The 26,820-nt window shown below is 70.3% G+C and carries 25 protein-coding genes; 6 read left to right on the top strand and 19 right to left on the bottom strand.

Annotation, left to right across the window (positions count from 1 at the left end; genetic code table 11):
• Window positions 1-6 precede the first annotated feature (6 nt).
• The 14 genes from SB816_RS08230 to SB816_RS08165 form a co-directional block, all read right to left on the bottom strand.
• Entirely contained in the window at window positions 7-1,215 is a 1,209-nt protein-coding gene (locus SB816_RS08230) for a zinc-dependent alcohol dehydrogenase (RefSeq protein ID WP_054502952.1), read from the bottom strand.
• Window positions 1,212-2,252, bottom strand: a complete 1,041-nt coding sequence (locus SB816_RS08225) for a UDP-glucuronic acid decarboxylase family protein (RefSeq protein WP_410546772.1) — start codon at window positions 2,250-2,252, stop codon at window positions 1,212-1,214. Before SB816_RS08225 ends, SB816_RS08230 begins: the two co-directional genes overlap by 4 nt.
• Complete coding sequence (locus SB816_RS08220; protein ID WP_144654772.1) at window positions 2,249-3,223, bottom strand: glycosyltransferase; 975 nt, start codon at window positions 3,221-3,223, stop codon at window positions 2,249-2,251. Before SB816_RS08220 ends, SB816_RS08225 begins: the two co-directional genes overlap by 4 nt.
• Window positions 3,220-4,281 (bottom strand): glycosyltransferase family 9 protein, encoded by a 1,062-nt coding sequence (locus SB816_RS08215; protein WP_410546771.1) that lies wholly within the window; start codon window positions 4,279-4,281, stop codon window positions 3,220-3,222. The genes SB816_RS08220 and SB816_RS08215 overlap by 4 nt, the downstream gene beginning before the upstream one ends.
• Window positions 4,278-5,270, bottom strand: coding sequence for a glycosyltransferase family 2 protein (locus tag SB816_RS08210; protein ID WP_410546770.1), 993 nt, complete (start codon window positions 5,268-5,270; stop codon window positions 4,278-4,280). The genes SB816_RS08215 and SB816_RS08210 overlap by 4 nt, the downstream gene beginning before the upstream one ends.
• Entirely contained in the window at window positions 5,267-7,006 is a 1,740-nt protein-coding gene (locus SB816_RS08205; RefSeq protein ID WP_054502957.1) for a carbamoyltransferase, read from the bottom strand. Before SB816_RS08205 ends, SB816_RS08210 begins: the two co-directional genes overlap by 4 nt.
• Complete coding sequence (locus SB816_RS08200) at window positions 6,994-8,112, bottom strand: glycosyltransferase family 9 protein (protein ID WP_156330772.1); 1,119 nt, start codon at window positions 8,110-8,112, stop codon at window positions 6,994-6,996. Before SB816_RS08200 ends, SB816_RS08205 begins: the two co-directional genes overlap by 13 nt.
• Entirely contained in the window at window positions 8,109-8,690 is a 582-nt protein-coding gene (locus tag SB816_RS08195; RefSeq protein ID WP_054502959.1) for a D-glycero-alpha-D-manno-heptose-1,7-bisphosphate 7-phosphatase, read from the bottom strand. Before SB816_RS08195 ends, SB816_RS08200 begins: the two co-directional genes overlap by 4 nt.
• Entirely contained in the window at window positions 8,681-9,406 is a 726-nt protein-coding gene (locus SB816_RS08190) for an SDR family oxidoreductase (RefSeq protein ID WP_144654768.1), read from the bottom strand. Before SB816_RS08190 ends, SB816_RS08195 begins: the two co-directional genes overlap by 10 nt.
• A gap of 15 nt (window positions 9,407-9,421) precedes the next feature.
• Window positions 9,422-10,693: a glycosyltransferase gene (locus SB816_RS08185; protein ID WP_054502961.1), complete on the bottom strand. Its 1,272-nt coding sequence runs from the start codon at window positions 10,691-10,693 to the stop codon at window positions 9,422-9,424.
• A gap of 398 nt (window positions 10,694-11,091) precedes the next feature.
• Complete coding sequence (locus SB816_RS08180) at window positions 11,092-13,797, bottom strand: ATP-binding cassette domain-containing protein (protein WP_410546769.1); 2,706 nt, start codon at window positions 13,795-13,797, stop codon at window positions 11,092-11,094.
• Window positions 13,798-13,881: 84 nt separating this feature from the next.
• Window positions 13,882-14,358 (bottom strand): hypothetical protein, encoded by a 477-nt coding sequence (locus SB816_RS08175; protein ID WP_054502963.1) that lies wholly within the window; start codon window positions 14,356-14,358, stop codon window positions 13,882-13,884.
• A gap of 33 nt (window positions 14,359-14,391) precedes the next feature.
• Complete coding sequence (locus SB816_RS08170) at window positions 14,392-15,267, bottom strand: glycosyltransferase family 2 protein (protein ID WP_269873988.1); 876 nt, start codon at window positions 15,265-15,267, stop codon at window positions 14,392-14,394.
• Window positions 15,268-15,276: 9 nt separating this feature from the next.
• A complete protein-coding gene (locus SB816_RS08165) occupies window positions 15,277-16,002 on the bottom strand; it encodes a PIG-L deacetylase family protein (protein ID WP_410546768.1) in 726 nt (241 codons plus the stop codon).
• A gap of 120 nt (window positions 16,003-16,122) precedes the next feature.
• Here SB816_RS08165 and SB816_RS08160 point away from each other — a divergent pair, with 120 nt between their 5' ends.
• A complete protein-coding gene (locus SB816_RS08160) occupies window positions 16,123-17,199 on the top strand; it encodes a mechanosensitive ion channel family protein (protein WP_064524417.1) in 1,077 nt (358 codons plus the stop codon).
• A 15-nt stretch (window positions 17,200-17,214) separates the two neighbouring features.
• On the opposite strand, the gene SB816_RS08155 is transcribed toward SB816_RS08160, so the two are convergent.
• Genes SB816_RS08155 through SB816_RS08135 form a run of 5 tightly spaced genes read right to left on the bottom strand, consistent with a single transcriptional unit; the run spans window position 17,215 to window position 20,885 of the window.
• Window positions 17,215-17,622, bottom strand: a complete 408-nt coding sequence (locus tag SB816_RS08155; protein ID WP_144654764.1) for a hypothetical protein — start codon at window positions 17,620-17,622, stop codon at window positions 17,215-17,217.
• Entirely contained in the window at window positions 17,619-19,526 is a 1,908-nt protein-coding gene (locus SB816_RS08150; RefSeq protein ID WP_410546767.1) for a hypothetical protein, read from the bottom strand. The genes SB816_RS08155 and SB816_RS08150 overlap by 4 nt, the downstream gene beginning before the upstream one ends.
• Before the next feature lie 9 nt (window positions 19,527-19,535).
• The gene (locus tag SB816_RS08145) at window positions 19,536-19,793 is read right to left on the bottom strand and encodes a hypothetical protein (protein ID WP_054502968.1); all 258 of its coding nucleotides are present in this window, start codon (window positions 19,791-19,793) and stop codon (window positions 19,536-19,538) included.
• A 31-nt stretch (window positions 19,794-19,824) separates the two neighbouring features.
• On the bottom strand, window positions 19,825-20,331 hold the full coding sequence (locus tag SB816_RS08140) for a ferritin-like domain-containing protein (protein WP_054502969.1): 507 nt from the start codon (window positions 20,329-20,331) through the stop codon (window positions 19,825-19,827).
• Window positions 20,328-20,885, bottom strand: coding sequence for a low affinity iron permease family protein (locus SB816_RS08135; RefSeq protein WP_254607647.1), 558 nt, complete (start codon window positions 20,883-20,885; stop codon window positions 20,328-20,330). The genes SB816_RS08140 and SB816_RS08135 overlap by 4 nt, the downstream gene beginning before the upstream one ends.
• A gap of 116 nt (window positions 20,886-21,001) precedes the next feature.
• Here SB816_RS08135 and SB816_RS08130 point away from each other — a divergent pair, with 116 nt between their 5' ends.
• From SB816_RS08130 to glgA, 5 genes are all read left to right on the top strand, one after another.
• The gene (locus SB816_RS08130; protein WP_410546766.1) at window positions 21,002-22,087 is read left to right on the top strand and encodes a calcium:proton antiporter; all 1,086 of its coding nucleotides are present in this window, start codon (window positions 21,002-21,004) and stop codon (window positions 22,085-22,087) included.
• A 63-nt stretch (window positions 22,088-22,150) separates the two neighbouring features.
• A complete protein-coding gene (locus SB816_RS08125) occupies window positions 22,151-22,909 on the top strand; it encodes an endonuclease/exonuclease/phosphatase family protein (RefSeq protein ID WP_054502971.1) in 759 nt (252 codons plus the stop codon).
• Window positions 22,906-24,108, top strand: coding sequence for a cardiolipin synthase ClsB (clsB, locus tag SB816_RS08120; RefSeq protein WP_175143198.1), 1,203 nt, complete (start codon window positions 22,906-22,908; stop codon window positions 24,106-24,108). The genes SB816_RS08125 and clsB overlap by 4 nt, the downstream gene beginning before the upstream one ends.
• The gene (locus tag SB816_RS08115; protein WP_410546765.1) at window positions 24,105-25,100 is read left to right on the top strand and encodes a lysylphosphatidylglycerol synthase domain-containing protein; all 996 of its coding nucleotides are present in this window, start codon (window positions 24,105-24,107) and stop codon (window positions 25,098-25,100) included. Before clsB ends, SB816_RS08115 begins: the two co-directional genes overlap by 4 nt.
• A gap of 147 nt (window positions 25,101-25,247) precedes the next feature.
• Complete coding sequence (glgA, locus tag SB816_RS08110) at window positions 25,248-26,816, top strand: glycogen synthase GlgA (protein WP_410546764.1); 1,569 nt, start codon at window positions 25,248-25,250, stop codon at window positions 26,814-26,816.
• Window positions 26,817-26,820: the final 4 nt, after the last annotated feature.

Raw genomic sequence — 26,820 nt, 5'->3', positions numbered from 1 at the left:
AATGCCTCAGTGACCTGGCGCCAGCTCGACCTTGATCCAGCCGGGTTGCCGGCGGTCAAAGGCGCGATAGGCCTCGATCGCGCCCGTCAGCGGCTCCTGCCGCGTCAGGATGGCCGCCGGATCGATCGCCCCGGTGCGCACCAGTTCCATCAGCCGCGGCACATACTTGCGGTGATTGCAATTGCCCATCCGCACCGTCAGGTTCTTGTTCATGGCCTCGCCGATCGGAAAGGTGCGATCATTGGGCGGGTAGACGCCGATGATTGCAAGACTGCCTGCCTTGGCCAGCGCCCGCACCGCCCACTGCAACGCCTGCGACGGCGCATCGCCCGGCACCCAGTCGCCATGATCCGGCCGCGCATGCGGCGCGATCTGGCGGGATTCGTGTTCCATGGCCGCGATGTCGCCGCCGTCCGCCGCCGGGCCGTCATGGGCATGCACGGCATCCACGCCCACCGCGTCTATCGCGCAGTCGGTGCCGATGCCGCCCGTCAAGCCCCGGATGCAGGCCACCGGGTCCTCGGCGTTGAAGTCGACCACTTCGGCGCCCTGGGCGCGCGCCATCGCCAGGCGGTCCGGCACGGCATCGACGGCGAAGATCCTGCCCGCGCCCATCAGCCGCGCCGACGCGATCGCGAACTGGCCGACCGGCCCGCAGCCGAAGACCGTCACGGTATGGCCCGGCTTGATGTCCGCCAGGTCGGCGCCGAAATAGCCGGTGGGAAAGATGTCGGACAGCATCAGCGCCTGTTCGTCCGTGACCTCATCGGGAATCTTCACCAGGTTCACATTGGCGAAAGGCACCCGCGCGAGCTCGGCCTGCAGCCCGTGGAAAGGGCCGGTGCCCTGCGGACCGCCATAGAAGGCCGTGCCGGCGTCGCGGCCATTGGGATTGGCGTTGTCGCACTGCGCGTAGTAGCCCGCGCGACAATAGGAGCAGTAGCCGCAGGCAATGGTGGAAGGAATCACCACCCGGTCGCCCAGGTTGAGGTTTCGGACGCCCGGACCGAGGCGCTCGACCACCCCGACCCCTTCGTGGCCGAGGATGGTGCCCGGCGTGACCTCCTCCATGGTGCCCCGCACGAAGTGCAGGTCCGTGCCGCAGATGGCGCTGGCGGTCAGGCGCACGATGGCGTCCGTGTCCTCCAACAATTCAGGATCGGGCACGGTCTCCAGGCGGATATCGCCGATGGCGTGGAATACGACAGCTTTCATGACAGGCTCCTTAGCGTGATCGGGCCTTGCGCCGACGCGGCGAAAGACCGGCGCGGCCGGGGTAGCCGCCGCGCCATGCCGGCTTCAGTGGAAAAGTAGGCCACGGTGCGTTCCATCCCCTCCAGGGGGTCGATGCGCGGCGACCAGCCCAGCCGGTCGCGCGCCAGAGAGATGTCCGGGCAGCGATGCGCCGGATCGTCGACCGGCAGGCCGTGATGCTCCAGCGGCACGTCGGCGCCGGTCAGGGTCCTGACCATGTCCGCGATTTCCAGCATCGTGAGCTCGGCGGGATTGCCCAGGTTCACTGGCCGCAGGTCCGGTGGCGCGCTCTCCATCAGCCGCACCAGACCGTCTATGAGATCGTCCACATAGCAGAAAGAACGGGTCTGGGTGCCGTCGCCATAAATGGTCAGGGGCTGGCCAGCCAGGGCCTGCACGATGAAATTCGACACCACGCGGCCGTCATCCGGCGCCATGCGCGGCCCATAAGTGTTGAAGATGCGCGCGATCCTGACGTCGACGCCCTCGCGCGCGGCGTACTCCATGAAAATGGTCTCCGCGCAACGCTTGCCTTCGTCGTAGCAGGAGCGCGGCCCGACCGGATTGACGTGGCCCCAGTACCCTTCGCGCTGCGGGTGCTCCAGCGGATCGCCGTACACCTCGCTGGTGGAGGCCTGCAGCACCCGCGCGCCGCAACGCCGGCCCAGCTCCAGCAACTGCATCGAGCCCAGCACGCAGGTACGCAGCGTTTTCAATGGATCGGCCTGGTAATGCACCGGAGACGCCGGACAGGCCAGGTTGTAGATGCGATCGACCCGGGTCAGGTTCCGCAACGGGTCGACGATGTCGTGGCGCACGATGGCCAGGCGCGGATGCGCGGCCAGCGATGCCAGGTTGCGCGACCGCCCGGTCTGGAAATTGTCCACGCAGACCACCTCCCAGCCATCGGCCAGCAGCCGCGCGCACAGGTTCGATCCGAGGAATCCCGCGCCGCCGGCGACCAGCGCGCGGCCCTTGGGCAATGTTGTCGTAGTCATGCGGCCTCCGTAAGTTGTTCGAATACCGCCAGCCAGTCGGCCACGAAGCGATCCATGCCGAAACGCCGCAAGGCGGTTTCGCGTCCGGCGGCCCCCCAGGCCCTGGCCAGGTCGGGCTCGGCCAGCAGTTGCCGCGCCACCTGCGCCAGGCGTTCGATGCGCGTGTCCACAAAGCCGTTTTCGCCGTTGACGATCAGCGCCGGCAACTCGGTCGTGCCGAACCCGACCACGGGAACGCCGCAGAGCATCGCCTCCACCAGCGACAGGCCGAGACTGGCATAGCGCACCGGACTGAAGAAATAGCGGTAGCGCGCCAGACAGGCGGCCACCTCCATGTTCGGCACCTCGCCGAGCCCTCCCAGGGTCTCCGACTCCATGCCGATCAGGTCGAGCGGGGTGCGGGCGCGCATGCGCTCGAACAGGTCCAGGCCGATGCGCCGGCCGCGGCGGGCGAGGTGGTTGACCACCACGATGCCGCGCGCCAGGCTGCCGTCGTAGGCCACGCCGGGCGGCGGCACGCCATGCTCGACCACGCGCACCGGCATGCCGCCGTTGTCCCACATCTCCGCATTGAAAGGCGTCACGTGCACCAGCACGCCGCGATCATGGCGGAACGGATGCACCGTATCGGTGGGGTGCGGGGCCGGCGGGTTGTGTTCCAGGTAGGCGCAGGGCAAGGCGCGCTGCGCATCGCTCAACAGCAGGCGGGCGTCTTCCAGGTTCTGGCGTGACTGGTACAGCACGCAGTCGAACCGTTGCGCGCGCAGCTCGCCCGCCGGCAGTTGCGTCAGGTTGTCGCCCCAGGGGATGCGCGGGCCCAGCGCGCCGTATCCGGCAGGGTCGCCAGGCAAGCCGGGCACCACGAAGTCATGCGGCACGTGGCCGAGGGCATGCAGGTAGTTGCCATGGACGTGCCAGGTCAGGATGCGCAGGCGGCGGGCCGGCGCGACGGCCGAAGCGATCGGATTCATGCGCGCGCCTCCGTCAATTGCCGCCCGGCCTGCTCCAGCACGTCGGCCACGGTCACGCGCCACGCGCAGGGATGGCCGATCGGGCAGGTTTCGTATGCGCAGGGCCGGCAGGGCACGGGCGCCGCCAGCACGCGGTGACGGCGACGGTCGCGCGGCGCCCAGCGGCGCGCATCGCTGCCGCAGGCGATCACCACGCTGGCCGCGCCCATCGCGGCGGCCATGTGCGAAACGCCGGTGTCGTTGCACACCAGCAGGCGGCTCGCGCGCAGCAATGCCGCCAATCCGCCCAGGCTCGTCGCGCCGCACAGGTCCGGCAGGGGCAGTCCCGCCCGTTGCCTCAGCTCGCGGGTCAACGACTGTTCGGCGGTGGTGCCGGTCAGCGCCACCTGCCAGCCCGCGCCCTGCAGGGCGCGGGCGACCTCGGCATAGCGCGCCAGCGGCCAGCGCCGTGAAGCCAGCCTCGCGCCCGGATGCAGCAGCACGAGCCGCGCGGGATCCAGCGCATGCTTGCGCAGCACGGCGTGCGCCTCGGCCTCGTCCTGTTCGTCACACGGAAATTCCAGGCGGTCGTCGGCAGCCGGCAGTCCCAGGAAGCGCAGGAGCGCAAGATAGCGCTGCGGCTCCGGCAGCTCGTCGGGCCAGTACAGGCGCCGGCCGGGAACCTGGGCGCCGGGTTCGGCCACGAACCCTCCCCAACTGGCCGCTCCGAGCTGGCCCACGATGCGGTTCGACTGCGCGCCGCTGCCATGCATCTGCAAGGCCACATCCAGCCGAGCCGCGCGGATGCGGCGAAAGAAAGCCGGCAACTCATGCGGTCGACAGGCCTGTTCCGGAAATTCGGGAATGCCGGGAAAGGCGATCAGTTCATCGACATAGGCGTGGAAGCGGCGCGCGAATTCGCCCATGCCCGCCAGTCCGATCAGCGCAATGCGGGCATGGGGAAACGCCTGGCGCAAGGCGCGCAGCGCCGGCACCGCGCACAGCATGTCGCCCAACTGCAGCGCCCGGAATACGGCGATGCGGTCGGGAGGGCGGGCGGCGAGCAACGGCGCGTTCATGGCTTGACGCTCGCGAAGCGCAGCAGACCGACGGCGCGCCAGCCGATCGACAGCACGGGAATGCATGCCGACGTGAGGGCCAGATCCAACACATTGCGCAGGGTTCGCCGCGTCCCGCGCAGCCGGCGCAGGAAAAATCCCACACTCAGCGCCAGCCACAGCCCCGCCGCGGCCCACGCGCCCTGGCGCTGCCCCAACGCTGTCAACGCCAGGGCGCAGACGGCACTGGCGGTGATCGCGAGGTAAAGGCGCGGCGCGCGCGGATGGACGCGGCTGCGGTACAGCAACGGATATTTCTTGCGCAGCAGCATGTCGAACATCACCTTCTTCTGCATGCCCAGCCCGGCGCCGAAAGCCACTGGCCGCATCGGATGCGTGACCCGCGCCTGGTGCGCGCGGCGCACCGCCAGGCCATGATCGAGCAAGGCGAAATGCAGATCGGAGTCCTCCCGCCAGGCCATGGTGTAGCGCGGGTCGAAGCCTCCCACGGCCACCAGCGCGGCGCGCCGCACGAAGCAGTTGGCGGTGATGAACTCCGAGCGGGTCAGCCCGGCCGCGTCGCGTTCGTAATCGCTGGGCGGTTGCGGCAATGGCATGTCCGTCACGCCGGCCACCGCGGCCGTGTCCGCGTCCGTCTCCAACGCCTGCACCCCCTGCCACAGCCAGTCGGGGTGGACGATGGTGTCGTCATCGGTGAACGCGATGATCTCGGCCTTGGCGCTGCGCCACCCCAGGTTGCGGGCGCCCGCCGGGCCGCGGGTGCCGCTGACCGCCAGGTAGCGCAAGGCGGGACGGCCACCCCATTCACGCCGCAGCGCCTCGACCTGCCGGCGCGTGGCCGCGCTGGCGGCATCGTCGCATACCAGCACTTCATAGCCATCGCGCGCGAACTCCTGGCGCGCCAGCGCCGACAGGCAACGGGCCAGCAGCGCCGGTCGCCTGAAGGTCGGCACCACCACCGACACGGCGGGAACAGGGCCGGGCGTCATCGCGGCTTCTCGACAAGGTAGGAACCGATGACCAGCGCGTCCAGCGGCGATGTCCAGAAGCACTCCAGGGCGTCACGCGGCGTGCAGACCACGGGCTCGCCGCGTGTGTTGAAAGACGTGTTGACCAGGACCGGCACGCCCGTCTGTCGCTCGAAAGCGGCCAGCAGGTCGTAGTAGCGCGGATTCTGGTCGCGGCGCACGGTCTGCACTCGCGCCGTGCCGTCGATGTGCCGAACGGCCGGGATGCGGCCGGCGCATTGCGGCAGCACGTCGTAGACGAACAGCATGAACGGCGCGCAGATCGGATCGGCCCCATGGCCATCGAACCATTGCGTGGCGCGCTCTTCCATGACGACTGGCGCCACCGGCCGGAAATCCTCCCGGTCCTTCAGGCCGTTCAGGCGCGCCTGCATGGCGCTGTCCAGCGGCGATGCCAGGATCGAGCGGGCCCCCAGCGCGCGCGGCCCGAACTCCATGCGCCCCTGGAACCAGCCGATGATCTTCTCCCGCGCCAGCAGCGCGGCGGCCTCGCCGGCGACGTCGTCCAGCCGCCGGAAGTCCTGCCGGCTCGCGTACAGAAAGCGCTCGATCTCCTCGTCGCCATAGGCGGGGCCAAGGTAGGCATGATCCATGGTCCAGGCCCGCTTGCCGCCGCGCCGGTGATAGTCGACGTAGAGCGCGGCGCCCAGCGAGGTGCCGGCATCGCCGGCGGCGGGCTGCACCCACACGGTGTCGAACGGGCCGTCGCGCGCGATGCGGGCGTTCATCACGCAATTCAACGCCACCCCGCCCGCCATGCTGAGGTTGCGGGCGCCGGTCCTGGCGTGCAGCCATTGCGCCATGTGCAGCGCGGTTTCCTCCAGCACGTATTGCAGCGAACTGGCGATGTGCTTGTGCTTGTCTTCGAACGGCGCCCCGCGGCGCCGGGGCGGACCGAAGCGCTCGGCCAGCCGCGCCGGCTGCACCGAGTAGCCGCCCTCTTCCTCCAGCCTCAGGATGTCGCGGAATGCGGCGCGGAATTCAGGTTTTCCGAACGAGGCCAGCGCCATCACCTTGTATTCGTCGGACGAATGCAGGAAGCCCAGATAACGCGTCACCTCCTCGTACAGCAGGCCCAGCGAATGCGGCAGGTCGATCTGCTTGAGGCGGCCATACTCGCCCTCGGAGAAGTGGCCGTAGCTGGTGGTGGTGCGCTCGCCGCGCCCATCCATGGTGAGCACCGCGCATTCCTCGCAGGGCGCGGCCAGGAAGGCGCTGGCCTCGTGGCACAGATGGTGGTCCAGGAAAACCCAGCGCTCCAGGATGTGATCCAGCGTGAGATCGTCGAAGCGCGGTGATTTGAGGTGGTGCGGGGCGCCGTCCAGCAGTTGGCGCGGCGCGTTGACCAGATAGGACAGGAACAGCGGATCCCACGGCGATTCACCCTCGGCGCCGACGCCGGCGCGCGACGGTTCCAGCGGCAAGGTGATGTCCGTGGCCAGCGGGCGACTGCCGGCCAGCAGGGCGGGATCGTAGGAATAGACGATATGGTCCACGTCCCGCAGACGGATGTCGCCGGCCGACAGGCAATAGTCGATGGCGTGATACGGCAGTTGCCAGGTGGTGAAGGGGACGGGCCGCTTGCCATGCTTGACTCGGGTGAAACGCTCTTCCTCGGCGGCGGCCAGCACCACGCCGTCGCGCACCAGGGTGGCGGAACAATCGTGGTAGGCGGCATTGATTCCTAGGGTGTACATGACAGTTCCTCCTTGGCGAAATGACGGTCGGCGCGCGCTCCCGGGCTGGCCAGCAATTCCCGGGCCGCCGCCACCACGCTTTCCGGCGGCACCTCGGCCAGGCAGGCGTGATGGCCCTGCGGGCAGACGCTGCGATAGCAGTACTTGCACGGCACGTCGTGACTGAGCACGCGCGCGGGCGTCATCCACGGCGTGTGCTGCGGGTTGGTCAACGCATACAGGTCCACCACCGGCACTCCCAGCGCGGCCGCGACATGCGCCGGCCCGCTGTTGTTGCATATCAGGACCGCCGCCGCTTCCAGCGCCGCTCCCATTTCGCCCAGGTCGAGTTCCCCCGACAGGTCCACCAGGCCGGGCAGCAGCGGCCGCGCCGCCGCCAGCGCGGGGGCCAGCGCCGGATCTTCGTGGCCGCCCAGCAGCAGAATGCGTCGGCCTTCGCCGCGCAGGCCGGTCAAGGCGCGCACCATCAGCGCCGCCGGATAGCGTCGCGAAGCGGCGGTGGCGCCAGCGTGCGCGCAGATCCACCCGCCGGCCTCCGTAACGCCCTGACGATGCAGCTTCGACGCCAGCGAACGGCGGTCCTCGTCGCGCACCTGGAAGGACAAGCCGGGCTGGTCGGTGCGCGCGCCAACCTGCGCCACCAGGTCCAGTTGCCGCCGCACTTCGTGGCGGATGCCGGCCGCCGGCTCGGTCTCGCGCACCCAGTGGCTGATGAGGCGGTAGGGGTTCTCGCGGCTATAGGCCAGCACCCGCGGCACCCCGGCAAGGTGGCAGAGCAACGCGGCAGGCAGGGCGCTCTGGCTGTAGGCGGTGAACACCACGGCGGCATCCGGCCGCAGGGCGCGCAGGCGCGCCACCGCCTCCAGATCATCGGCATTGCCGGCCGACGCGTTCTTGATCCAGGCGGCGTCGTAGGCCATGACGGTGTCCACCTCCGGCAGGAACGGCGCCAGCCGCGCGCCCGCGCGGGATGTCAGCAGCGACAGCCGCTTCGCGCCCGATTGACGCAGCGCGCGCAGCGCCGGCGTGCACATCAGCACATCCCCCATGTTGTCCAGGCGGATGCCGAGCACATGCGGGCAATCGTTCCAATCAGGATGCATCATTGCCTCCCCGGGGCGGGCCAGTCCGCCAGCACCAGCCGCGCGGCGGCATCCAGGTCGGCGGCGCGCGCATCAGGCACCCGGTGGGGCCCCTCGCGCCACTCGGTTTCATGCCCGACGTCCAGCAGCAGGCTGCGGCAACCGGCGCGATTGGCGGCCTCGACATCATCGAGGATGTCGCCGATGAACCAGGAGCGGGCCAGGTCCAGGCCGAGTTCGCCCGCGGCCCGCAGCAGCAGCCCGGGGCGCGGCTTGCGGCAATCGCAATCGACGGCGAAGCCGGCGACCCTGCCGGCCGGATGGTGCGGACACCAGTAGAAGCCCTCGAGCCAGGCCCCGGCCGCCATGAACATGGCGGCCAGCTTCACCTGCACGGCATCCAGCGCGGCCAGCGGAAACAGGCCGCGCGCGACGCCCGACTGATTGCTCACCACCACCAGCGTCACCCCGGCCGCGCCGAGGCGGTTGAGCGCGGCAAAGGCCATGGGCGCGTAGACCATCTTCGCGGGGTCGACGTTGTACGGCACGTCGGCCAGGACGGTGCCGTCCTTGTCGAGGAACACCGCGGGCCTCATGGCCATGACGTCTCCTTCATGGGCAGCACCATGACCTCGGGCACGACCGTCTCCTGCGGCTGCGTCAGCACGAAGCACACCGCGCGAGCGACATTGGCGGGGTCCTGCAGCGTATCCACATCGATATCGGGAAACCGATCCAGCAGGAACGGCGTGCGCATGCCGCCGGCGATGACGGCGCTCACCTTCAGGCCCGCGGGCCGCAACTCGGCGTGCAGCGCATGCGACAGGCCCATCAAGCCCCACTTGCTCGCGTGGTAGGCGCTGGCGTTGGGCCAGGCCCGCCGCGCGGCGGTCGAGGCCACGTTGACGATGTGCCCTCCCGGGCTGAGCCTGTCCTTGGCCAGCTTGGCCATCAGGAACGGCCCCGTCAGATTGGTGCGCAGGACGCGCTCCCAGACATCGGCGTCGAGCGCGCCGATCGGCGCGGTGACGTCGATGCCCGCGCTGTTGACGATGGCATCGAGCCGGCCGAACCGCCGCGCCACGGCGTCCAGGCATTCCTCCACATCCCGCGCCACGCCCACGTCCATGACGCAGCCCATCACGTCGGCGCCGCCGGCCTTGAGCCGTCCGGCCAGGTCCTGCGCGCGCCGCTCGTCGATGTCGGCCACCGCGACGCGCGCGCCTTCGGCCGCCAGCATGACGCACAAGGCCTCGCCCAGTCCGCTGCCGCCGCCGGTCACCAACACCACTCGTTCCTTCAAGCTGTCACACCGCATGTCGCGCTCCTTGTCTCAAGCCGCGATCCGCGCGGCATGCCGATCCACCCGGGCGGCCTGCGCCGCCATCTGGCGATAGACCGACAACAGATCCAGTCCCACCCGCTTCCAGGTGAACAGGCGTCGTGCCCGCAGCCGGCCGGCCTCGCCCAACCGGGCGCACAGCGCGGGATCGGCGGCCAGCAGCGCCAGCCGCTCGGCCAGCCGCTGCGGATCGCGCGGCGGCACCAGGAAGCCGGTCTTGCCGTCCACCACGGTGCTGCGGATGCCGCCGGTATCCGCCCCCACCACGGGCCGTCCGCAGGCCATCGCCTCCACCGGCGTGATACCGAAAGGCTCATACCAGGGCGTGGTCACGAACACATCGCTGGCGCTGTAGTAGGCCGCCAACTGGTCCCGATGACGGCGGCCGGTGAACTGCACCCAGGGCGCCACCCCCTCCTCACGCGCAATCCGGCGCAGGCGGCCGATTTCGGGCGTGGCCGTTTCGTCGGCATCGTCCGTATTGCCGCCCACCACGCACAGGCGCGCGTTGACGCCATGCTGATGGCGCAGCCTCGCCAGGCCGCGGATGACGTTGTCCACGCCTTTGCGCGGCACCATGCGCCCCAGTTGCAGCAACGTGAAATCGTCGTGATCCCAACCCAGCAGGGCGCGCGCGCGGGCCCTGGGCTGCGGCGCCATCTCGGCGGCGTCGTAGCCGCACGGCACGACTTCGATGCAGCGCGGGTCGGCCCCATACAGCGCCATCAGGTCGCGGCGGTCCTGCGGGCATTCGGCGATGATGCGGTCGGCGCGCCGGACGATCTCGGTCTCGATGTCGAAGCGGCTGTCGGGAAACAGGTCCGCTTCCTGCTGGTGCTGGCGGCGGACCTTGCCCAATGCGTGGAACGTCACGGCCAGCGGAATGCCGTGGCGCTGCGCAACCGGCAGCGCGGCCCAGGCCGACATGAAGAAATTGGCGTGGATGACGTCGTAGGCCCTGTCCTGCCGGCTGACATAGCGCAGCAGATAGCGCGAGAAGTCGTCCATGTAGGCAAGCATCTGCTCCTTGGCCAGGTAGATTTCGGGCCCGGCGGGCACGTGCACCACCTTGATGCCGGGCATCCAGGCGTGCTCGGGCTGCAGCGCCGGATTGTCCTTGCGGGTGAAGATGTCGACCTGCATGCCGGCCCGCGCGAGCTCTCGCGCCACTTGCGCCACGTAGACATTCTGCCCGCCGCTGTCGATGCTGCCGGCCAGGGCCAGCGGCGACGCGTGTTCACTGATGATGGCGATCTTTTTCATTGTCCTGCTCCCAGACGGAGGGGCGCGGGCCCGGCCAGCCCTGGCCCGCCCCGGCGATGCGGATACGGTTGTCGACGGCCTGAACACCGGCGCGGCTGTCGGCGCGGTCCTCGCGGCCGGCGGCGGTCGTATCTTTCTCGATGGTTCATGTCGGTACTCCTGTCGCGGTTCGTGAAACACCGCGTGGCGCCTGCCCTGCGCGGATGTGGCCAACATCGCAAGTGCTGTGCCGATATGCGGCCGCGGCAATGGAGCGACGCGAAACGGATCGAGAAGCGGACCTTGTTGCCCGCGGTTCGCGAAGGGCCGCGGCGCCGTGTGCCGGCGCCATCCGGTACTTCTTACTGTTGCGTGTAAGAAGTGCGGAGGCCGCGAAAACAGTGACATTCAAGCGATATTCAGGTGGCGCCCCCGGCGCGCCCGCGCTGCGGCAGCAGGGTGCCGACCGTCGCCAGCAACTCGTTCGGGTCGACCGGCTTGGCGAGATGGACCTGGAATCCGGCAAGCAGGCTGCGCAACCGGTAATCCGGACCCGCATGCCCCGACAGCGCGATCGCTGGCAGGCGGTGCGCCAGGGCCGCGCCGCGCTCGGCCTCGAGCGCGCGGATTCGGTCGATGACTTCGTAGCCGTCGATGTCCCCCAGAGACAGGTCGCAGATCAGCACCTGCGGCCATTGCGGTGCCTGTGCCGTCTCGAGCGCGGCCAGCAACTGCCGCCCGTCGGGATATTGCGCCACGCTCGCGCCCTGCGTCGCCAGGATGTCGGCGACCAGCTCGCGCGCCTCCGCCTGGTCATCGACCAATGCGACGGTCACGGCGCGCAGATCGGGCAGGTTCATATCGGTGCGCAGCGCGGCGGGCTCCACCGCGCGCACCGGGAAGTCCACCGCATAGGCCTGCCCGCCGGCGGCCGAAGGGATGCTATGGAAAATGCCGCCCTGGCGTTGTGCCTGCGCCGCCAGTTGCGCGGGGTCCGTCGCCACCGCCGCCCGCAAGGCGTCGGTGGGGTTGAGATGAAAGTCCGCCGCGGCCGGATCGGCGCCCGCCTCGGCCCGCCCGTCCGTCACCGTCAGGCGCGTCATGGGCCCCTCGCGCTGCAACCGTATGCCGACGCGCCCGCCCGCCGGCGTGACCGCGATCGCATGCAGGAACAGACTCCACACCAGTTGTTGCAGGTCGCTGGGATCGCCGGTGATGCGCGCCGCCTCGCCACCGATCTGGGTGTACAGGTTGACGCCCTTCTCCTGGGCCGCCTCGCGGGATGCGTCAAGCACCCCCGCGACCACCGCGACCAGGTTGACCGGCTGGCGCGTCGACCGGCCCTGGGTCTCCTCAAGCGCCGACTGCTGGCGCTGCAACGCCCACATCTGTGCATAGATGCCCTGCCTCTGGAGCAACGCCTCATGGCGTCCCTGCTCGACAATGCGGCCGTGGTCGAGCACCAGGATATTGTGGGCGTGCACGATGGTGGACAGCCGATGCGCGATGATCAAGGTGGTGCGGCCCGTGGAGATGCGCTGCAGTTCGGCCTGGATCGCGCGCTCGGTGCGCGTGTCCAGCGCCGAGGTCGCTTCGTCAAACACCATGATGGCCGGGTTCTTCAGGATGGCGCGGGCGATCGCGATGCGCTGGCGCTCGCCCCCCGACAGCTTGACGCCCCGTTCACCCACCGGCGTGTCATAGCCTGCCGGCAGGCTTTCGATGAATTCGTGCACGCGCGCCCCGCGCGCGGCAAGCGTCACCTGGTCGGGCGTCGCATCGGGCCGACTATAGGCAATGTTGTAGGCAATGGTCTCGTTAAACAGCAGCGTATCCTGCGGCACGATCCCCACCGCGCGACGGATGCTGCGCACGTTCACGGCCCGCAGATCCTGGCCGTTGATCAGCACGCGGCCGCTGTCCGCGTCATAAAAGCGGAACAACAGCCGCGCCAGCGTCGACTTGCCCGAGCCGCTGCCGCCCACCACCGCCAGCGTGGTCCCCGCGGGCACGGTGAAATCGATATTCCACAGGATCTGCCGGCCCGGCTCATAGCCGAAACCGACATCTTCGAAACGGATGTCGCCGCCGCCAGGCTCCAGTGACGGCAGTTGGGGATCATCCCCCGTTTCGACCGGATGCCGCAGCAGATCGCAGACCCGCTCGGCGTTGACGAACGCCTCCTTGGCCTGTCGGAAGATCAGGCCGAGCGTGTTCAGTGGCAGGCAGATCTGGATGATGTAGGCGTTGACCAGCACCAGGTCGCCCACCGTCATCCGGCCCCCGACCACTTGCTGCCCCGCCAGTATCATCACCGCCGCCACGCCACAGGCGATGATGCCGCTCTGCCCCACGTGCAACCGCGACAGCGAGCGCTGATTGCGCACTCCCACGCCGGCCCATTCGTCCAGCACCCGGGTCAGGCGGTCCGCCTCCAGGCCTTCGTTGGCGTTCAGTTTGACCGCCTCGTAGTTCAGCAGGCTGTCGACCATGCGTCCGCTGGCCTTCGAATCCAGTTCATTCAAGCGTCGCTGGTAGGCCATGCGCTTGCGCACCAGCACGCTGGTATAGATGGAGTAGGCGCTGAACGTGACCATGACGATGAGCGCATACCAGGCGCTGTAGCCCATCACCAGGATCAGCACGACCGACACGATCTCCACCAGCGTCGGCAGCAACGTGAACAGCCCGGTCCCCAGCAGGAAGCCAACGCCCGCGGTGCCGCGCTCGACGTCACGGGCCAGGGCGCCGGTCTGGCGCGCCCCATGGAAGCGTGCCCCGAGCCGCTGCAGCCGGGCAAAGACCGACACCGTGAATTCGGCCACGGTCCGTTGCACCACCTGCGAGAACACCACGTCGCGCAGTTCCGTGAACACACTGCCGCCAAAACGCGTCACCGCGTAGCCCAGCAGCAGGAAGGCGGGCAGCACCAGCCCGCCCGGCGCGCTCAGGGTATCGACGATGTTCTTGAGAATGACCGGCACCAGCACCATGAGCAGCTTGGCGGCAAGCAACAGCGCCAGGGCGGCGGCCGTACGGCCCCGGTACTTCCAGAGGGCGCGCAGGATGGTGCGCGTCACCTCGTTGCGCGCCTGGCGCGCCTCGTGGATGTCGGGTCCGTTCATGGTCATGTCTCCGGGTCAGTGGCCCGGCCCGACCAGCAACCCGCGTTCCGCGGCCTGCGCCAGCGCGGCGCGGCCGCGGCCCCTTCAGGAATCCGCCGCTTCGCGGCGTCCGCGCACCACCGCCTTGAAAAGGTGCGCGACGGCGGCGGCAAAAGCCTCATCGAACCATGGGTTGGCGCCGCTCACCGCCACCACGATGCCATCCACGGACACGCTGCCCCAGACCGGCGTGTCCTTGGCCTGGAGCAAATGGGGCCGCGCCACGACCACCTCGTGGCTCGACAGGCCGGTGCGCCAGCTCAGCCGGGCCTTGCCGCGCGCGAAAGCGCCATAGTCCGCGTCCCAGCGATTGGGATCGCCGACGCTCTGCTCGTACAGGATGGCCTGCGAAAAATCGCACTCCCCGGGCCTGGCCAGCGGATTCATGACCACCACGTGCAGGAAGCCGCTCTCGCCGACCCGCTTGTCGGCGCGCGCGGCCTCCAGCATCGGCAGCGCCAGTTGCACCGCCCGGGCGGCCGCGTCGCGTTCCCAATAAGCGGCCAGCGGAAGGGATTTCATGGTTCTCTCCTTATGTTGATTGGGGCAAAGCGTTCAGTCGCCCGCCCCGCTGCGCCAGACTTGCCGCAGTTCGCGGCATACGGCCGGCGCCACGGGCCGGCGCCAACGGCGGATCAATCGCCATCCAGACCAGGCGTCGACGCACGCGCGAGCGCGTGCCCGCCAGTCCGGCAAGCCGCGCAGCACCGTCCAACTGCGCGCCAGCGCCATGCCCGCTGGCAGGCGCAGCCACGCGGTCCACAGCGCATTGCGGGCAAGCAGCCGCCGACGCAACGGCGCATCGCGCTGGGCGGAAGGCCAGTGGTGCGTGCGCAGCGCCGGGGCGTAGACGATGAGGCCGCCCTGCGCGCGGATGTTCAAGGCAAGCAAGGCCTCCTCGCCGCCGATAAAGAAAGGGGGCCAATAGCCGCCCGCGCGCTCAAAGGCCTCGGCCCGCATCACGCAGGCCCCCGCCATGAAGCCGACCAGCGCCGGGCCCACGCCGGCGATGTCGGGCAGCGGGCTGCGCGCCATCGCCTCGCTGGCCGGATCGAGCCGCTCGCGCGGGCCGACCCGCACCTGCGCGTTGAGGACGGCGATCGCGGGATGCCGGTCGAGGATGTCGGCCGCCCGCGCCAACGCATCCGGCGCCCACCAGGTGTCGTCATCGCAAAAGGCCACGTAGGGCGTCGTCACGCGCGCCACGCCCAGGTTGCGTCCCGCCGCCCCCAGGTTGGCGCCCGCCCGCAGCAGCGTCACGTCGGGGAATGCCTGTTCAATGAGCTCGGCGCTGCCATCCTCGCTGCCGTTGTCGACCACGATGATGCGATGGCGCTGCGGCAGCGCCAGCAAGCGCTCCAGCGTTCGGCGCACTTCATCGCGCCGGTTGCGCGTCAGCACCACGATGGAGGTGCGGGAATCGTTCGACATCACGGCGGCTCACCCATCGACCAGGCGCCAATAGCGCTCTTCGCGACCCAGCTCGTCCGCGCGGCGCCCCAGGCCCTTGAGCTGGGAGGCATAGGCGGCAACGGCCGCGGCCTTGCCGCGCGTCTCCACGGTCAGCTCCGCGGGCGCGGCCACCACGCCGCGCGCATGCAGGCGGGCCAGCCGTTCCTGCAACACGCCGGGCAGGCTACGGTAGGGCACATCTTCGTAGGCGAACCAGGCCGGGCCCTTCCAGGCTTCGCGCACCATCAGCCCCGCGTCGCTGACACGGATGTGGTCGCCATGCAGCAACCCCAGCGGGATGGCCACGCCATCGGGCCGCAGCGCGGCAAGCGTGCGCATCAGGCGCTCCGTCAGGGCCGGCATGCCGGCATCGGCACACGCCACGTATTGGCTATCGAGGAAATCGAGCGCCACGCGTTGCCCCTTGAGCAGGCCGATCGCACGCCGGTCCTCGTCGACGCGCGCGCGCATGGCCTGGCCGGCGCTGTCGAACCCGCACCGCCGATCCCAGTCCGTCAGCATGGCGGCGGCGCCGGGAACCCCGGTGTACACCGTCACCACCACGCAGCCCGGTCGCGCCGCCAGCAGGCCGGCGCAACTCAACACGGCATCGTCCAGGTGCGGCGAAACGACGACGAGGCAGGAAAGGCCGTCGGTGTCTGCGGGAGACGTGTCTTCGGGAGACGCAGGGACGTGGGCGTGGTCGGCCGGCATGGTTGGGGGACTCCGGGGCGGGACGTGGCCTGTCCAGCAACTGCCGTGCCGAGACCTCGCAAGCGCCGCCGCCCGGCACGGCGGTTGCTGCACGCCGGCATTGCCCTCATCGGAGACGACATGCTCACCCACTGGTTTTCCGACCCCGCCGCTCTCGCCGGCCATCCCGTCGCGCTGTGGCTGGCGGCGCTGGCGGTCGGCGCGGCCCTCTGCTTCCTGTTGATGCTGGCCCTGCGCCTGGCCCGTTCACGGCTCGACCGCCTCGCGCGACCGGCCGGCCAGGGCGCCGCCGGCGCCGCGTCGCGCGTACTGTTGCGCACCAGTTGGATGATCCTGGCACTGGCGTCGCTGCTGCTGGCGGCCGACCTGGTGGGCGCGCCGCTGCCCGGGCGCGCCGGCCCCGGCCACCTGTGGTTCGTGCTGATCGCCCTGCAATTGGCGCTGTGGCTCGATCGCGGCATCGAGGTCGGCCTGACGCATGCCGTCGCGGCGCGGGGACGCGCCGGCTCCATTACCGCCACGCTGCTATCGTTTCTGTTGCGGGCGCTGGTATGGGTGATCGTGCTGCTGGCGATGCTCGACAACGTTGGCGTCAACATCACCGCGCTGGTGGCCAGCCTCGGCATCGGCGGCGTGGCGGTGGCCCTGGCGGTGCAGACCATCCTGAGCGACCTGTTCGCCTCGATCTCCATCGGCCTGGACAAGCCATTCGAGGCCGGCGACTTCATCGTCTTCGGGGCGGTGGCCGGCAGCATCGAGCATGTCGGCCTCAAGACTACCCGCATCCGCAGCCTGGGCGGCGAGCAGATCGTGTGCTCGAACACGGAACTGCTCAAGCAGACGATCCAGAACTACAAGCGCATGCAACAACGGCGCATCGTGTTCTCGATCCGGGTCACCTACCAGACCCCGGTCGAGCAGGTGGCCGCCGTTCCCGGGATCATCCGCGCCCAGATCGAGCAGCAACCCGACACCCGCTTCGACCGCGCGCACCTGGCGCGCCTGGCCGAGAGTTCGCTGGAATTCGAGGCGGTCTACTACGTGATGAGCGCGGACTACAACCGCTACATGGACCTGCAACAGGCGATCTACCTGGGCGTGATGCGCGACTTGCAGGCCGCCGGAATCGCCCTGGCGCTGCCGGAGCGCATCCTGCACGTGGCCCGGCAACCCGCGCGCAACAGCGGCGCGGCCTGAGCCGCGCCTGCGCCCTCACCGGGTCTCGGTCGTGCCGCCGGAGCCGGCCGACGCGCCCGAGCCGGGCATGCCGCCCTGGCCGGTCGAGCCGGTGCCGCCTCGCCCGCCGGACGCACCCCGGCTGTCGGTGCCGCCCTCGCTGTCCAGGCGCTTGGCGGGGCGGTCTTCCTTGGCGGGACGCGGCTCGCCCTGGGGCGGCTCCGATTTCGGCACGGCGTGGGGCGCGCCCTGATTCGGCTGCGCCTTGGGTTGAGGGCGCGCTGGGTGCTGCCCCGGCTGCGCCTTGGGCATGGGCCGGGCGTCGGGCGCGGGCGTGGCGGGCGGATTGGTGGCGCCGGCCGGCGGCTGCGCCTGGGCCCAGGAGGCCGCGCCGGCCAACATATTGAGGGCGAACGCGGCAGCGAGTATCGGGGTTTGTTTCATGGCAGGACTCCAGAAAGGGGGGACCGTCGCGCGTCGGGTGTGGCGGGTAGAGGGTTGATGCAATCGGTGGCCGCGCCGACCGCGGACAGCCCCGCGCGCGCCGCGGCGGGCGTCAGCGCCTGCCGCAGCAGCCGCTCGAGCTGCGCGAGGCCGGCCGCGAGATCCCCCGAGACATGCACCCGCAGGCAAGGCCGGCCGCGGGCCATCAGTTCCTCCATGTCGCCCAAGGCCTGCGCCGCCTGGGTCGCGCCGAAGCTGGCCGCGTAGCCCGGCGCCTCGAGCACCCGCGGCGCGTCCGCGGTGATAAACAGGAACCGCCCGCCCGGCGTGCCGCCTTTGTGCAATTGCCCGCTGGAATGCAGGTAGCGCGGCCCGAAGCCGCCCACCGTGGCCGCGCCGGTGCCGCGCCGCACGCAGTCGCGCGCGCCCGCCAGCCAGGCTTCGCAGGCCGCGCCTTGCGGCAGATACGCCAGCAGGGCCACGTAGCCGCCGGGGGCTCCCTGCGTCATGTGCGACGCCAGCAGCGCCAGCGCCGAATCGGCCGACGCCGCTTTGCCATGGAAGGCCAGCGGCCCCTCCACCCGCAGCAGCTCGGCGCCGCCCGGCGCGGCCCCGCCCGGGCTGGCGGACAGACTGCGGGTGCGCGCCTTGCTGGCCTCCACATCGGGCTGGTTGAAGGGATGGACGCCCAGCACGGCGGCGGCCACCGCGGTGGCGAATTCCCAGCGGAAGAACTCCTGACCCACAGTCAGGGCGGCCCCATTACGGCAGGTCAGCACCGGGTGGCCGGCGGCGGCCAGGTCGCGCGCCAACGCGGCCATGCGCGCGTCGGGCGACCGCGCGTCGGCAAGGTGCACGAACAGGCGGTCGCGCCCATACTCCCCCGGCCCGGCCAGGCACTCCTGCGCCACCGGGATCAACCCCTTGCCGTCCTTGCCGGTCGACTCGGCCAGCAACTGTTCCAGCCACCCGGCCAGCGCGTCCAGGCCGGGGTCGGCCAGCAGCGTGACCTTGTCATGGCCCGCCAGCGCCGCTTCACCCAGTGCGCAGCCCAGCAGCAGGCCGGGATTGCGCCGCGCGGCGGCGCGCGGCGAGCAGGCGCGCCGCATGGGTCGGGCGGCCCGCAGCAGGCGGGCCGGATCGTGTCCCAGCAGCGCCGCCGCCACCAGCCCGAAGGACGAAAGCACCGAGTAGCGTCCGCCCACCGCCGGATTGCCGGGGAAAACCGCCGCGTAGCCTTCGCGCAGGGCATGCGCATGCAGGGGCGTGCCCGGATCGGTGATGGCGACGAAGCGACGGGCCGCTTCCTGGCGGCCCAGCCGGGCCGCCACGCATTGCTGGAAATAGGCGGCGAGCATGCCGGATTCCAGTGTGGTCCCCGATTTGCTGGCGACCACGAACAGCGTCCGGCCAAGGTCCAGCCGCGCCTGCAGCGCCAGGATCTGGGCCGTGTCGGTGGAATCGAGCACATGCATGCGCAGCCCGCCGACGGCCGCGCCAAGCAGGCGCGCCAAGGCCTCGGCGCCCAATGTGGCGCCGCCCATTCCCAGCATCACGGCGTCGGTGAATCCCGCCACGCACAGACGCCGGCAGATGGCGCAGAAGCGGCCGAGCCGGCCCGGCGCCACGCCCGGTTGCAGCCAGCCCAGCCAGCGGTCCTCATCGGCGCCGGTCCAGAGCGTGGCGTCGGCGGCCCACAGCCGCTGCATCCAGGCATCGCGGTCCGCCACGGCCAGGCGCCGCTCGACCCGGTCCGCCAAGGCGGCCGGCAGGACCTGGGAATAGCCGTTCAACGCGATCGGGCCGCGCTCCGGATAGGCGTCGGCGCGCGCGGCCGGCGCGGATGGCCGCAAGCGGCGCGCGGCGCTGTCGCGCGACGGCGCGACGGGCACATATATGTCCATGGTGGATTCCTAAAGTGCGCGCCAGCCGCGCAGCCAGGCGCGTTGCTCGGGGCCGGCATCGCCGAGCCGGTCGATGCCGGGAGTCTGTTGCGGGTCGACGTCCGGCATGGGATTGGGCAGGCCGCCCGGCGGCCAGCGTCCATGGCGGTCGGCGTCCTGTTCGCGGACCGGCGGATCCGGTGATTCCGCGGGCGACTGGTCCGGCCGCGCCGGCTGCCGGCGTCGTCCGGATTCGCCGGTGTCTGGATGCTTGGTGGCGTTCGCCATGGCGGTCTCCTTGTCGGACGGGTCGGCCGGCCTATGCGGCTTTGCCGGCGCGCGCGGCCTTGGCGTTTGCCTGCTCCAGGGCCAGCGTGTTGAGTTTTTCGTCGGCGGCCTTTTCCTCGGCCAGCGTCTCTTTCAGCAAGGCGAGCGCATCGTCGTGACCCAGTTGTTTGGCGAAGGTGCACAAGGTGCCGTAGCTGGCGATCTCGTAGTGCTCCACCTTCTGCGCGGCCGCGATCAGCGCGGCGTCCAGCACCGGGCCCTTCTCGACGTCCTCGATGACGTCGCGGCCCTCTTCCACCAGGCCCTCCATCGCCGCGCATTTGACGCGCTTGAGCCTGAAGTCGGCGGCCTCGACGATCTTGTCGATGCGTTCGACCTGTCCGCGCGTCTCCTCCAGGTGCGACGTGAACGCCTCGGCGAGCTTGGCGTCGCTGGCGGCGCGCGCCATTTTGGGCAGCGCCCGGGTCAGTTGTTTCTCGGCGCTGTAGATGTCCGAAAGTTCATGGATGAATAGATCCTGCAAGGTCTTCTGCGTCATTGCTGACTCCTGTCGGGTTGGCGGGCGGGCCGCGATCGCGGCCGCCGGGACCTGTCCAGCAATCGCCGTGCCGACCCGTGCCGGCCGGCTTCGTCGGGATCGCGGGCGCGCTGGCGCCGTTGCGATCGGGCGCGAGCGGTGCAGGCCGCGGCCAGCGCCAACAATTTGTCTTCATCCAGGCGCTCGGCATCGACCAGTCCCTCGTCGGCGCCGTGCAGCGCGATCAACAGCTCGTCAAGCTTCAGATGCAGTGCCTCGCTGTCCTTGTTCTGGCTCTGCTGGATCAGGAACACCATCAGGAAAGTGACGATCGTGGTGCCCGTGTTGATCACCAGTTGCCAGGTTTCGGAATAACCGAACGCCGGACCGGAAAGCCCCCAGACCAGCACCGCGAGCAGCGCCGTTCCGAACGCCACGGGCGACCCGGTCCACTTCGTGACCCGGGCGGCAAAATGATCGAAGAAGCGGGAAACGGCATTGCCACGGTCGCCCCCGCGCGGGCGGGGCGCTCGTTTCGACGACGGCTTGCGCCGAGGCACGCGATTGCTGGTCATGGGACTCCTTCCTGTCGGACGCGGCGCTTCTTTCCAGCAAGCCGCGTGCCCATCTGCCCGCCCCGACGCGGCCCGACGCGTGCTAGCCTCGCACTGTTGCGGTCCGCCGAAACCCGATGAAATCCATTCTGCAGTCCGAGAAATTCCTGCTGCTGGCCTGCGCCATCGCGATGGCGGGGTTCGCGGCGGATGCCCGCCTGGCCGACTACGGACGGGCGGCCGGCCTGCTCGAAACGGCCATACTGGTGGCGGCGATCCTGGCGGCTTCCCTGAGCGTGGCGCGCCATGCCGAACGCATCGCGCAAAAGCTGGGCGATCCCTACGGCAGCATGATCCTGACGCTGTCGGCGGTGCTGGTCGAGGTCATCGTGCTGGCCATCGTCTCGTCCAAGGCCGGCTCGCCCACCCTGGTGCGCGACAGCATCTACTCGGCGGTCATGCTGGACATCAACGGCATCCTCGGCGTGGCCGCCCTGATCGGCGGCTTCAAGCACGGCGAGCAGGCCTACAACGACGATTCCGCGCGCACCTACAGCGTCATGATCCTGACCGCCGTCACGGTGTCGATGATCATCCCGGAATTCGTCCCCGGGGAAAGCTGGCGCGCCTACAGCGCCTTCACCATCGTGGTGATGCTGCTGCTGTACGGGGTTTTCCTGCGCATGCAGACCGGCCCGCACAGCTATTTCTTCAGCTACAGCTATCCCGACAAGAAGACCCGCCGGCCGCCGCCCGCCTCCGGCTATCCGACCCGGCGCCAGTCCATCGGCGTCATGGCGGCCGGCATCATCGCGGTGGGCGCCCTGGCCGAACTGATGTCGCACTCGTTGAACCGCAGCCTGGCTGGCGTCGACGTGCCCGCCGGCCTGGTGGCGCTGATCGTGGCCGGCATCTCGGCCGCCCCGGAAATGCTGACGGCGCTGCGCGCGGCGCTGGCCAATCGCATGCAATCGGTGGTCAACATCGCCCTGGGCGCTTCGCTCTCGACGGTCATCCTGACCGTGCCCGCGATGGAGGCGCTGGCGCTGATATCGGGCCAGCGCATCGATATCGCCATGACGCCGCTGCAGACCCTGATGATGCTGTTGACGCTGCTGGTGGCCGCCATCAACCTCAACGACGGCCAGACCAACGCGATCGAAGGGATGACCCATTTTGTCCTGTTCGGCGCGTTCCTGATGCTGCTGGCACTGGGGCTGTAGGGCGAAGCGCGCCGGGCACGGGACTTGCTCCCCGGCCAGGATCCCGTTTCGCCGGAGAGGCCATTGCCCGCACCGATCGTCCCGATGACGCTCCTGACCGTCAATATCCACAAGGGCTACACCAGTTTCAACCGCCGCTTCATGCTGCATGAGCTGCGCGACGCCCTGCGCATGGCCGCTCCAGACCTGGTCTTCCTGCAGGAAGTGGTGGGCGAACACCAGGCCATGGCCGCGCGCGCCGCGCCGCGCTGGCCGGCGGCGTCGCAGTATGAATTCCTGGCCGATACGCTGTGGCGCGACTTCGCCTACGGCCGCAATGCCGTCTATCCGGCGGGCCACCACGGCAATGCGGTGCTGTCGCGCTACCCGATCACGCGCTTCGAGAACCATGACGTGACGGTCGGCGGACACGAAAGCCGCGGCCTGCTGCACTGCGTGCTGGAACTGCCGGGGCGCGCCGGCGCGGTCCATGCGATCTGCGTCCACCTGGGCTTGCGCGCCCGCCATCGCGCCCGCCAGATCGCCAGCCTGTGCCGCCTGGTGGCGCGCGACGTGCCGGCCGGCGATCCGCTGTTGATCGCCGGCGATTTCAACGACTGGCGGCAGCAGGCCGATGGCCTGCTGCGCGACTGCCAGGTGCGGGAAGTCTTCACTTCGCGGCTGGGCCGGCCCGCCCGCACGTTCCCGGCGCGCTGGCCCCTGCTGCGGCTCGACCGCATCTACGTGCGCAATGTGCGCGACTGGCGGCCCGTGCCGCTGGCCTCGCGGGTGTGGGCGGGGCTGTCCGACCACGTGCCGATCGCCGCGGAAGTCGCGCTATGACGCTGCCCCCGAATGGCTGGCGCAGCGGCAACCGTTACACGCTGCTGGAAAACGGCGAGGCCTACTTTCCCGCGGTGCGCGCCGCCGTCGAGGCCGCCACCCGCGAAGTGCTGATCGAGACTTTCATCCTCTTCGACGACGCGGTGGGCCGCGATCTGCGGGATACCCTGATCGCCGCCGCGCGCCGGGGCGTCAGCGTCGACGTGCTGGTCGACGGCTACGGCTCGGACCTTCTGTCAGAGGAATTCCTGGCGCCGCTGACCGGCGCCGGCGCGCGCGTGCACCTGTTCGACCCGCGCCCGCGGCTGCTGGGCGTGCGCACCAATCTGTTCCGCCGCATGCATCGCAAGGTCGTGGCGGTGGACGGCGCCTGCGCCTTCGTGGGCGGCATCAACTTCTCGGCCGACCATCTGCCGGACTACGGCCCCGAAGCCAAGCAGGACTATGCGGTGCGGGTGGACGGTCCGCTGGCCGCCGATATCGCCGACCATGCCCGGGCCGCGCTCGGCGCGGACCCGCCCCGCCGACGTCGGCCCGCGCCCCTGGAAGCGATGCCCGCGGGCGACGGCGGCGGCCGGCTGGTGGTGCGCGACAACCACGCCCACCGCACCGACATCGAACGCTATTACCGCGCCGGCCTGCGTTCGGCGCGCCATGACGTGCTGATCGCCAACGCCTACTTCTTTCCAGGCTATCGCCTGCTGCGCGACCTGGCCAACGCCGCCCGCCGTGGCGTGCGCGTGCGGCTGCTGCTGCAAGGCGAACCCGACATGCTGGTGGCGCAGTTGGCCGCCAGCATGCTGTACGACTACCTGATCGACGCCGGCGTCGAGATCTTCGAATACTGCCGGCGCCCGCTGCACGCCAAGGTCGCCTGCGTCGACGACGACTGGTCGACCATCGGCTCGAGCAACCTCGACCCGCTCAGCCTCGCCCTGAACCTGGAAGCCAATGTGGTGGCGCGCGACAGCGCCCTGAACGCCGCCTTGCGCGACAGCCTGGAGCGCCTCATCGCCCAGGACTGCAAACGGGTACGGATGCGGCCCGACTCGCGGCGGCGCCTGCGCCGGCTCTGGGTCGGGGTCGTGGTGTTCCACTTCCTGCGCCGCTTCCCGGCCTGGGCCGGCGCGCTGCCCGCGCACAAGCCGCGCCTGCGGACCGTCAACGGCGCGGGCCATCACCAGAGCGACGCGCGATGAACCTGCGCCGCGCCCCTCTAGTGCGCGCGGCCCGGCGCCGCTGGCCACGCGTCAAGCGGGTGCTGCCATGGATCGTGCTGGCGCTGGCGCTGGGCCTGCTGGGGTATTTCGGCGGCTCGGTCGACTGGCCCGGCGTGTGGCAGGCCGTGCGCCGCATCCCCCGCGAGACGCTGCTCCTCGCGGCCGCCCTGGTGGTGCCGGCGTACCTCGCCTACGCCGCCCTGGACCTGCTGGGCCGCCGCTACACCGGCCATCGCCTGCCCTGGCCCAAGGTGCTGGGCGTGGCGTTGCTGAGCTATGCGCTGAACCTGAACCTGGGGGTGCTGCTGGGCGGCCTGGGCACGCGTCTGCGCCTGTATGCCCGGCTGGGCTGCCGCAAGGCCACCGCCACCCGCGTGGCGGTGTTCTCGGCGGTGTCCAACTGGATCGGCTATGCCTGGGTGGCCGGCGCGGTGTTCGCCAGCGGGGCGATCGTGTTGCCGGCCGGCTGGGACATCGGCGGCGGCGTGCTGCGCCTGATGGGATTGGGGTTGCTCGCCATGGCCGCCCTCTATGTCTGGATCTGCGCCCGCGCCACCCGCCGCGTGGCGCGCTGGCTGAGGCAGCGCGTGACGCTGCCGGGCGGCCGCATGGCGGTCCTGCAGAGCGTGACGGCGGCGCTGTCGTGGCTGCTGATGGGGGCCATCATGTACGTGCTGCTACAGGCCAAAGTCAGCTATCCGGTGGTGCTGGGCGTGCTCCTGTGCACCAGCTTCGCGGCGGTGGTCACCCGCGTGCCGGGCGGACTCGGCACCACCGAGGCGATCTTCGTGGCGGCCCTGTCATCGCGGCTGCCGGCGGCGGAAATCCTGGGCGCGGCGTTGAGCTACCGGGCGCTGTATGCGCTGGCGCCGCTATGCCTGGCGCTGCTGGCGTTCGCCGCGGTCGAGGCGCGCCTCGGTTGGCGCAGGCGCCATCCGCCTGCGGATACCAGCCAGCCGCGCGCGCCATGATTACAAACCAGCGGCAACAACGACGCACGACCGTCCACATAGACCCGCGCGCCCGCCGCGGCGCCCGCGGGCATGGCACTTGCTTGGCGATGAGTCTTGCGGATGTGGCCCCGGCTCCCGGGACCGTCCGCCGACTCCGGAGCGAGCATGACGACACCAAGAATCCTCATCGTGGCGGCGGAAGCCTTCCCCCTGGCGAAGACCGGCGGCCTGGGCGATGCCATCACCGGCATGGCGCGCGCGCTGGTCCAGGCGCACGCCCAACCGACGCTGCTGTTGCCCGCCTATCGCGGCGTTGCGCGGCGGCTGCAATCGACGCGCCCGGTGGCCCATCTGGCCGGCTTGCCCGGCGGCGACGCCCGGCTGCTGGCCGGCGAATGTCCCCAATCCGGGTTGTCGTTCCTGCTGCTGGAAAACGACGCGCTCTATGACCGCGACGGCCTGTACCTGGACGAGGGCGGCCAACCCTACGCCGACAATGCCTTGCGCTACGCCGCCCTGGCCCACGCGGCGGTGCGCGTCGCCCAGGGGCTGCCCGGCCTGCCGCGCCCCAACGTGGTGCATGCCCATGACTGGCACGCGGCCCTGACGCCGCTGCTGCTGCGGGCGGCGCGGGTGCAGGACGTGAAAAGCGTGCTGACCATCCACAACCTGGCCTTCCAGGGCCAGGCGCCGATCGAGGCGGCGCCGGCGCTGGGAATTCCGGCGCCCTTCTGCGGCGAGCAAGGGGCGCAGGCCTGGGGCCAACTGAATTTCATGAAGGCGGGCATCCGCCACGCCGATCGCATCACCACCGTCAGCCAACGCTACGCCCGCGAGATCCTGACCCCCGAATTCGGCTGCGGGCTGGATGGCCTCTTGCGCGAGCGCGTGGCCGACGTGCTGGCCATTCCCAACGGCATCGACACCCAACTGTGGAACCCCACGCGCGATCCGCATCTCGGCGCGCTGCGCTACGGCGCCGCCAACCTGGCCAACAAGCGCTTGTGCAAGGCCGCCACGCAGCACGAATACGGTCTGCAGGAAGACCCCCAGGCGGTGCTGCTGATCATGTGCAGCCGCTTGACCGGCCAGAAGATGGCAGACGTCGCCGCCCAATCCCTGCCGCAGGCCCTGGACGCGCATCCGCAACTGCAGGTGGCGGTGCTGGGGCAGGGGGAACGACACCTGGAAAACGCGCTGCGCGAACTGGGCCAGCGCTATCCCCGACGCTGCGCGGTGCGCATCGGCTATGACGAGGCCGGCGCACACCGCTTGCACGCCGCCGGCGACTTGCTGCTGCATGGCAGCCGTTTCGAGCCGTTCGGCCTGGCGCCGCTCTATGCCATGCGCTACGGCACATTGCCGATCGGCTCGCGGGTCGGCGGCATGGCCGATACGATCGAAGACCCCGGTCCGCAACAGCCGCTGACCGCCATGACCCGCGCCACCGGGGTGCTGTTCGACGGCAGCACGCCCGCCGAGATGACCGCCGCCATCGCCCGCGCGGTCCATTTGCGGAGCCACGCGACCGTCTGGCGCGCGATGCAGCGCAACGCCATGACCGCGGACTTCAGTTGGCGGCCGGCGGTGGCGCAATACCTGGCGCTGTTCCACGCGCTCAGCGGCACCCAGGCGCAAGCGTCCGCCCCGGCGCGCCAGCCCGCGCAAGCCGCCGCGCGCCCGGTGCGCCGCGCGCATCAGGGCGCTTCCCTCACGGCCCCGCTGCCGCAGTAGGAAT

This window comes from Achromobacter sp. SIMBA_011, assembly GCF_046535435.1.
Classification (GTDB): domain Bacteria; phylum Pseudomonadota; class Gammaproteobacteria; order Burkholderiales; family Burkholderiaceae_B; genus Achromobacter; species Achromobacter dolens.
Note: the sequence above shows the minus strand (reverse complement) of the source record. Positions and strands in the feature narration are given on the sequence as shown.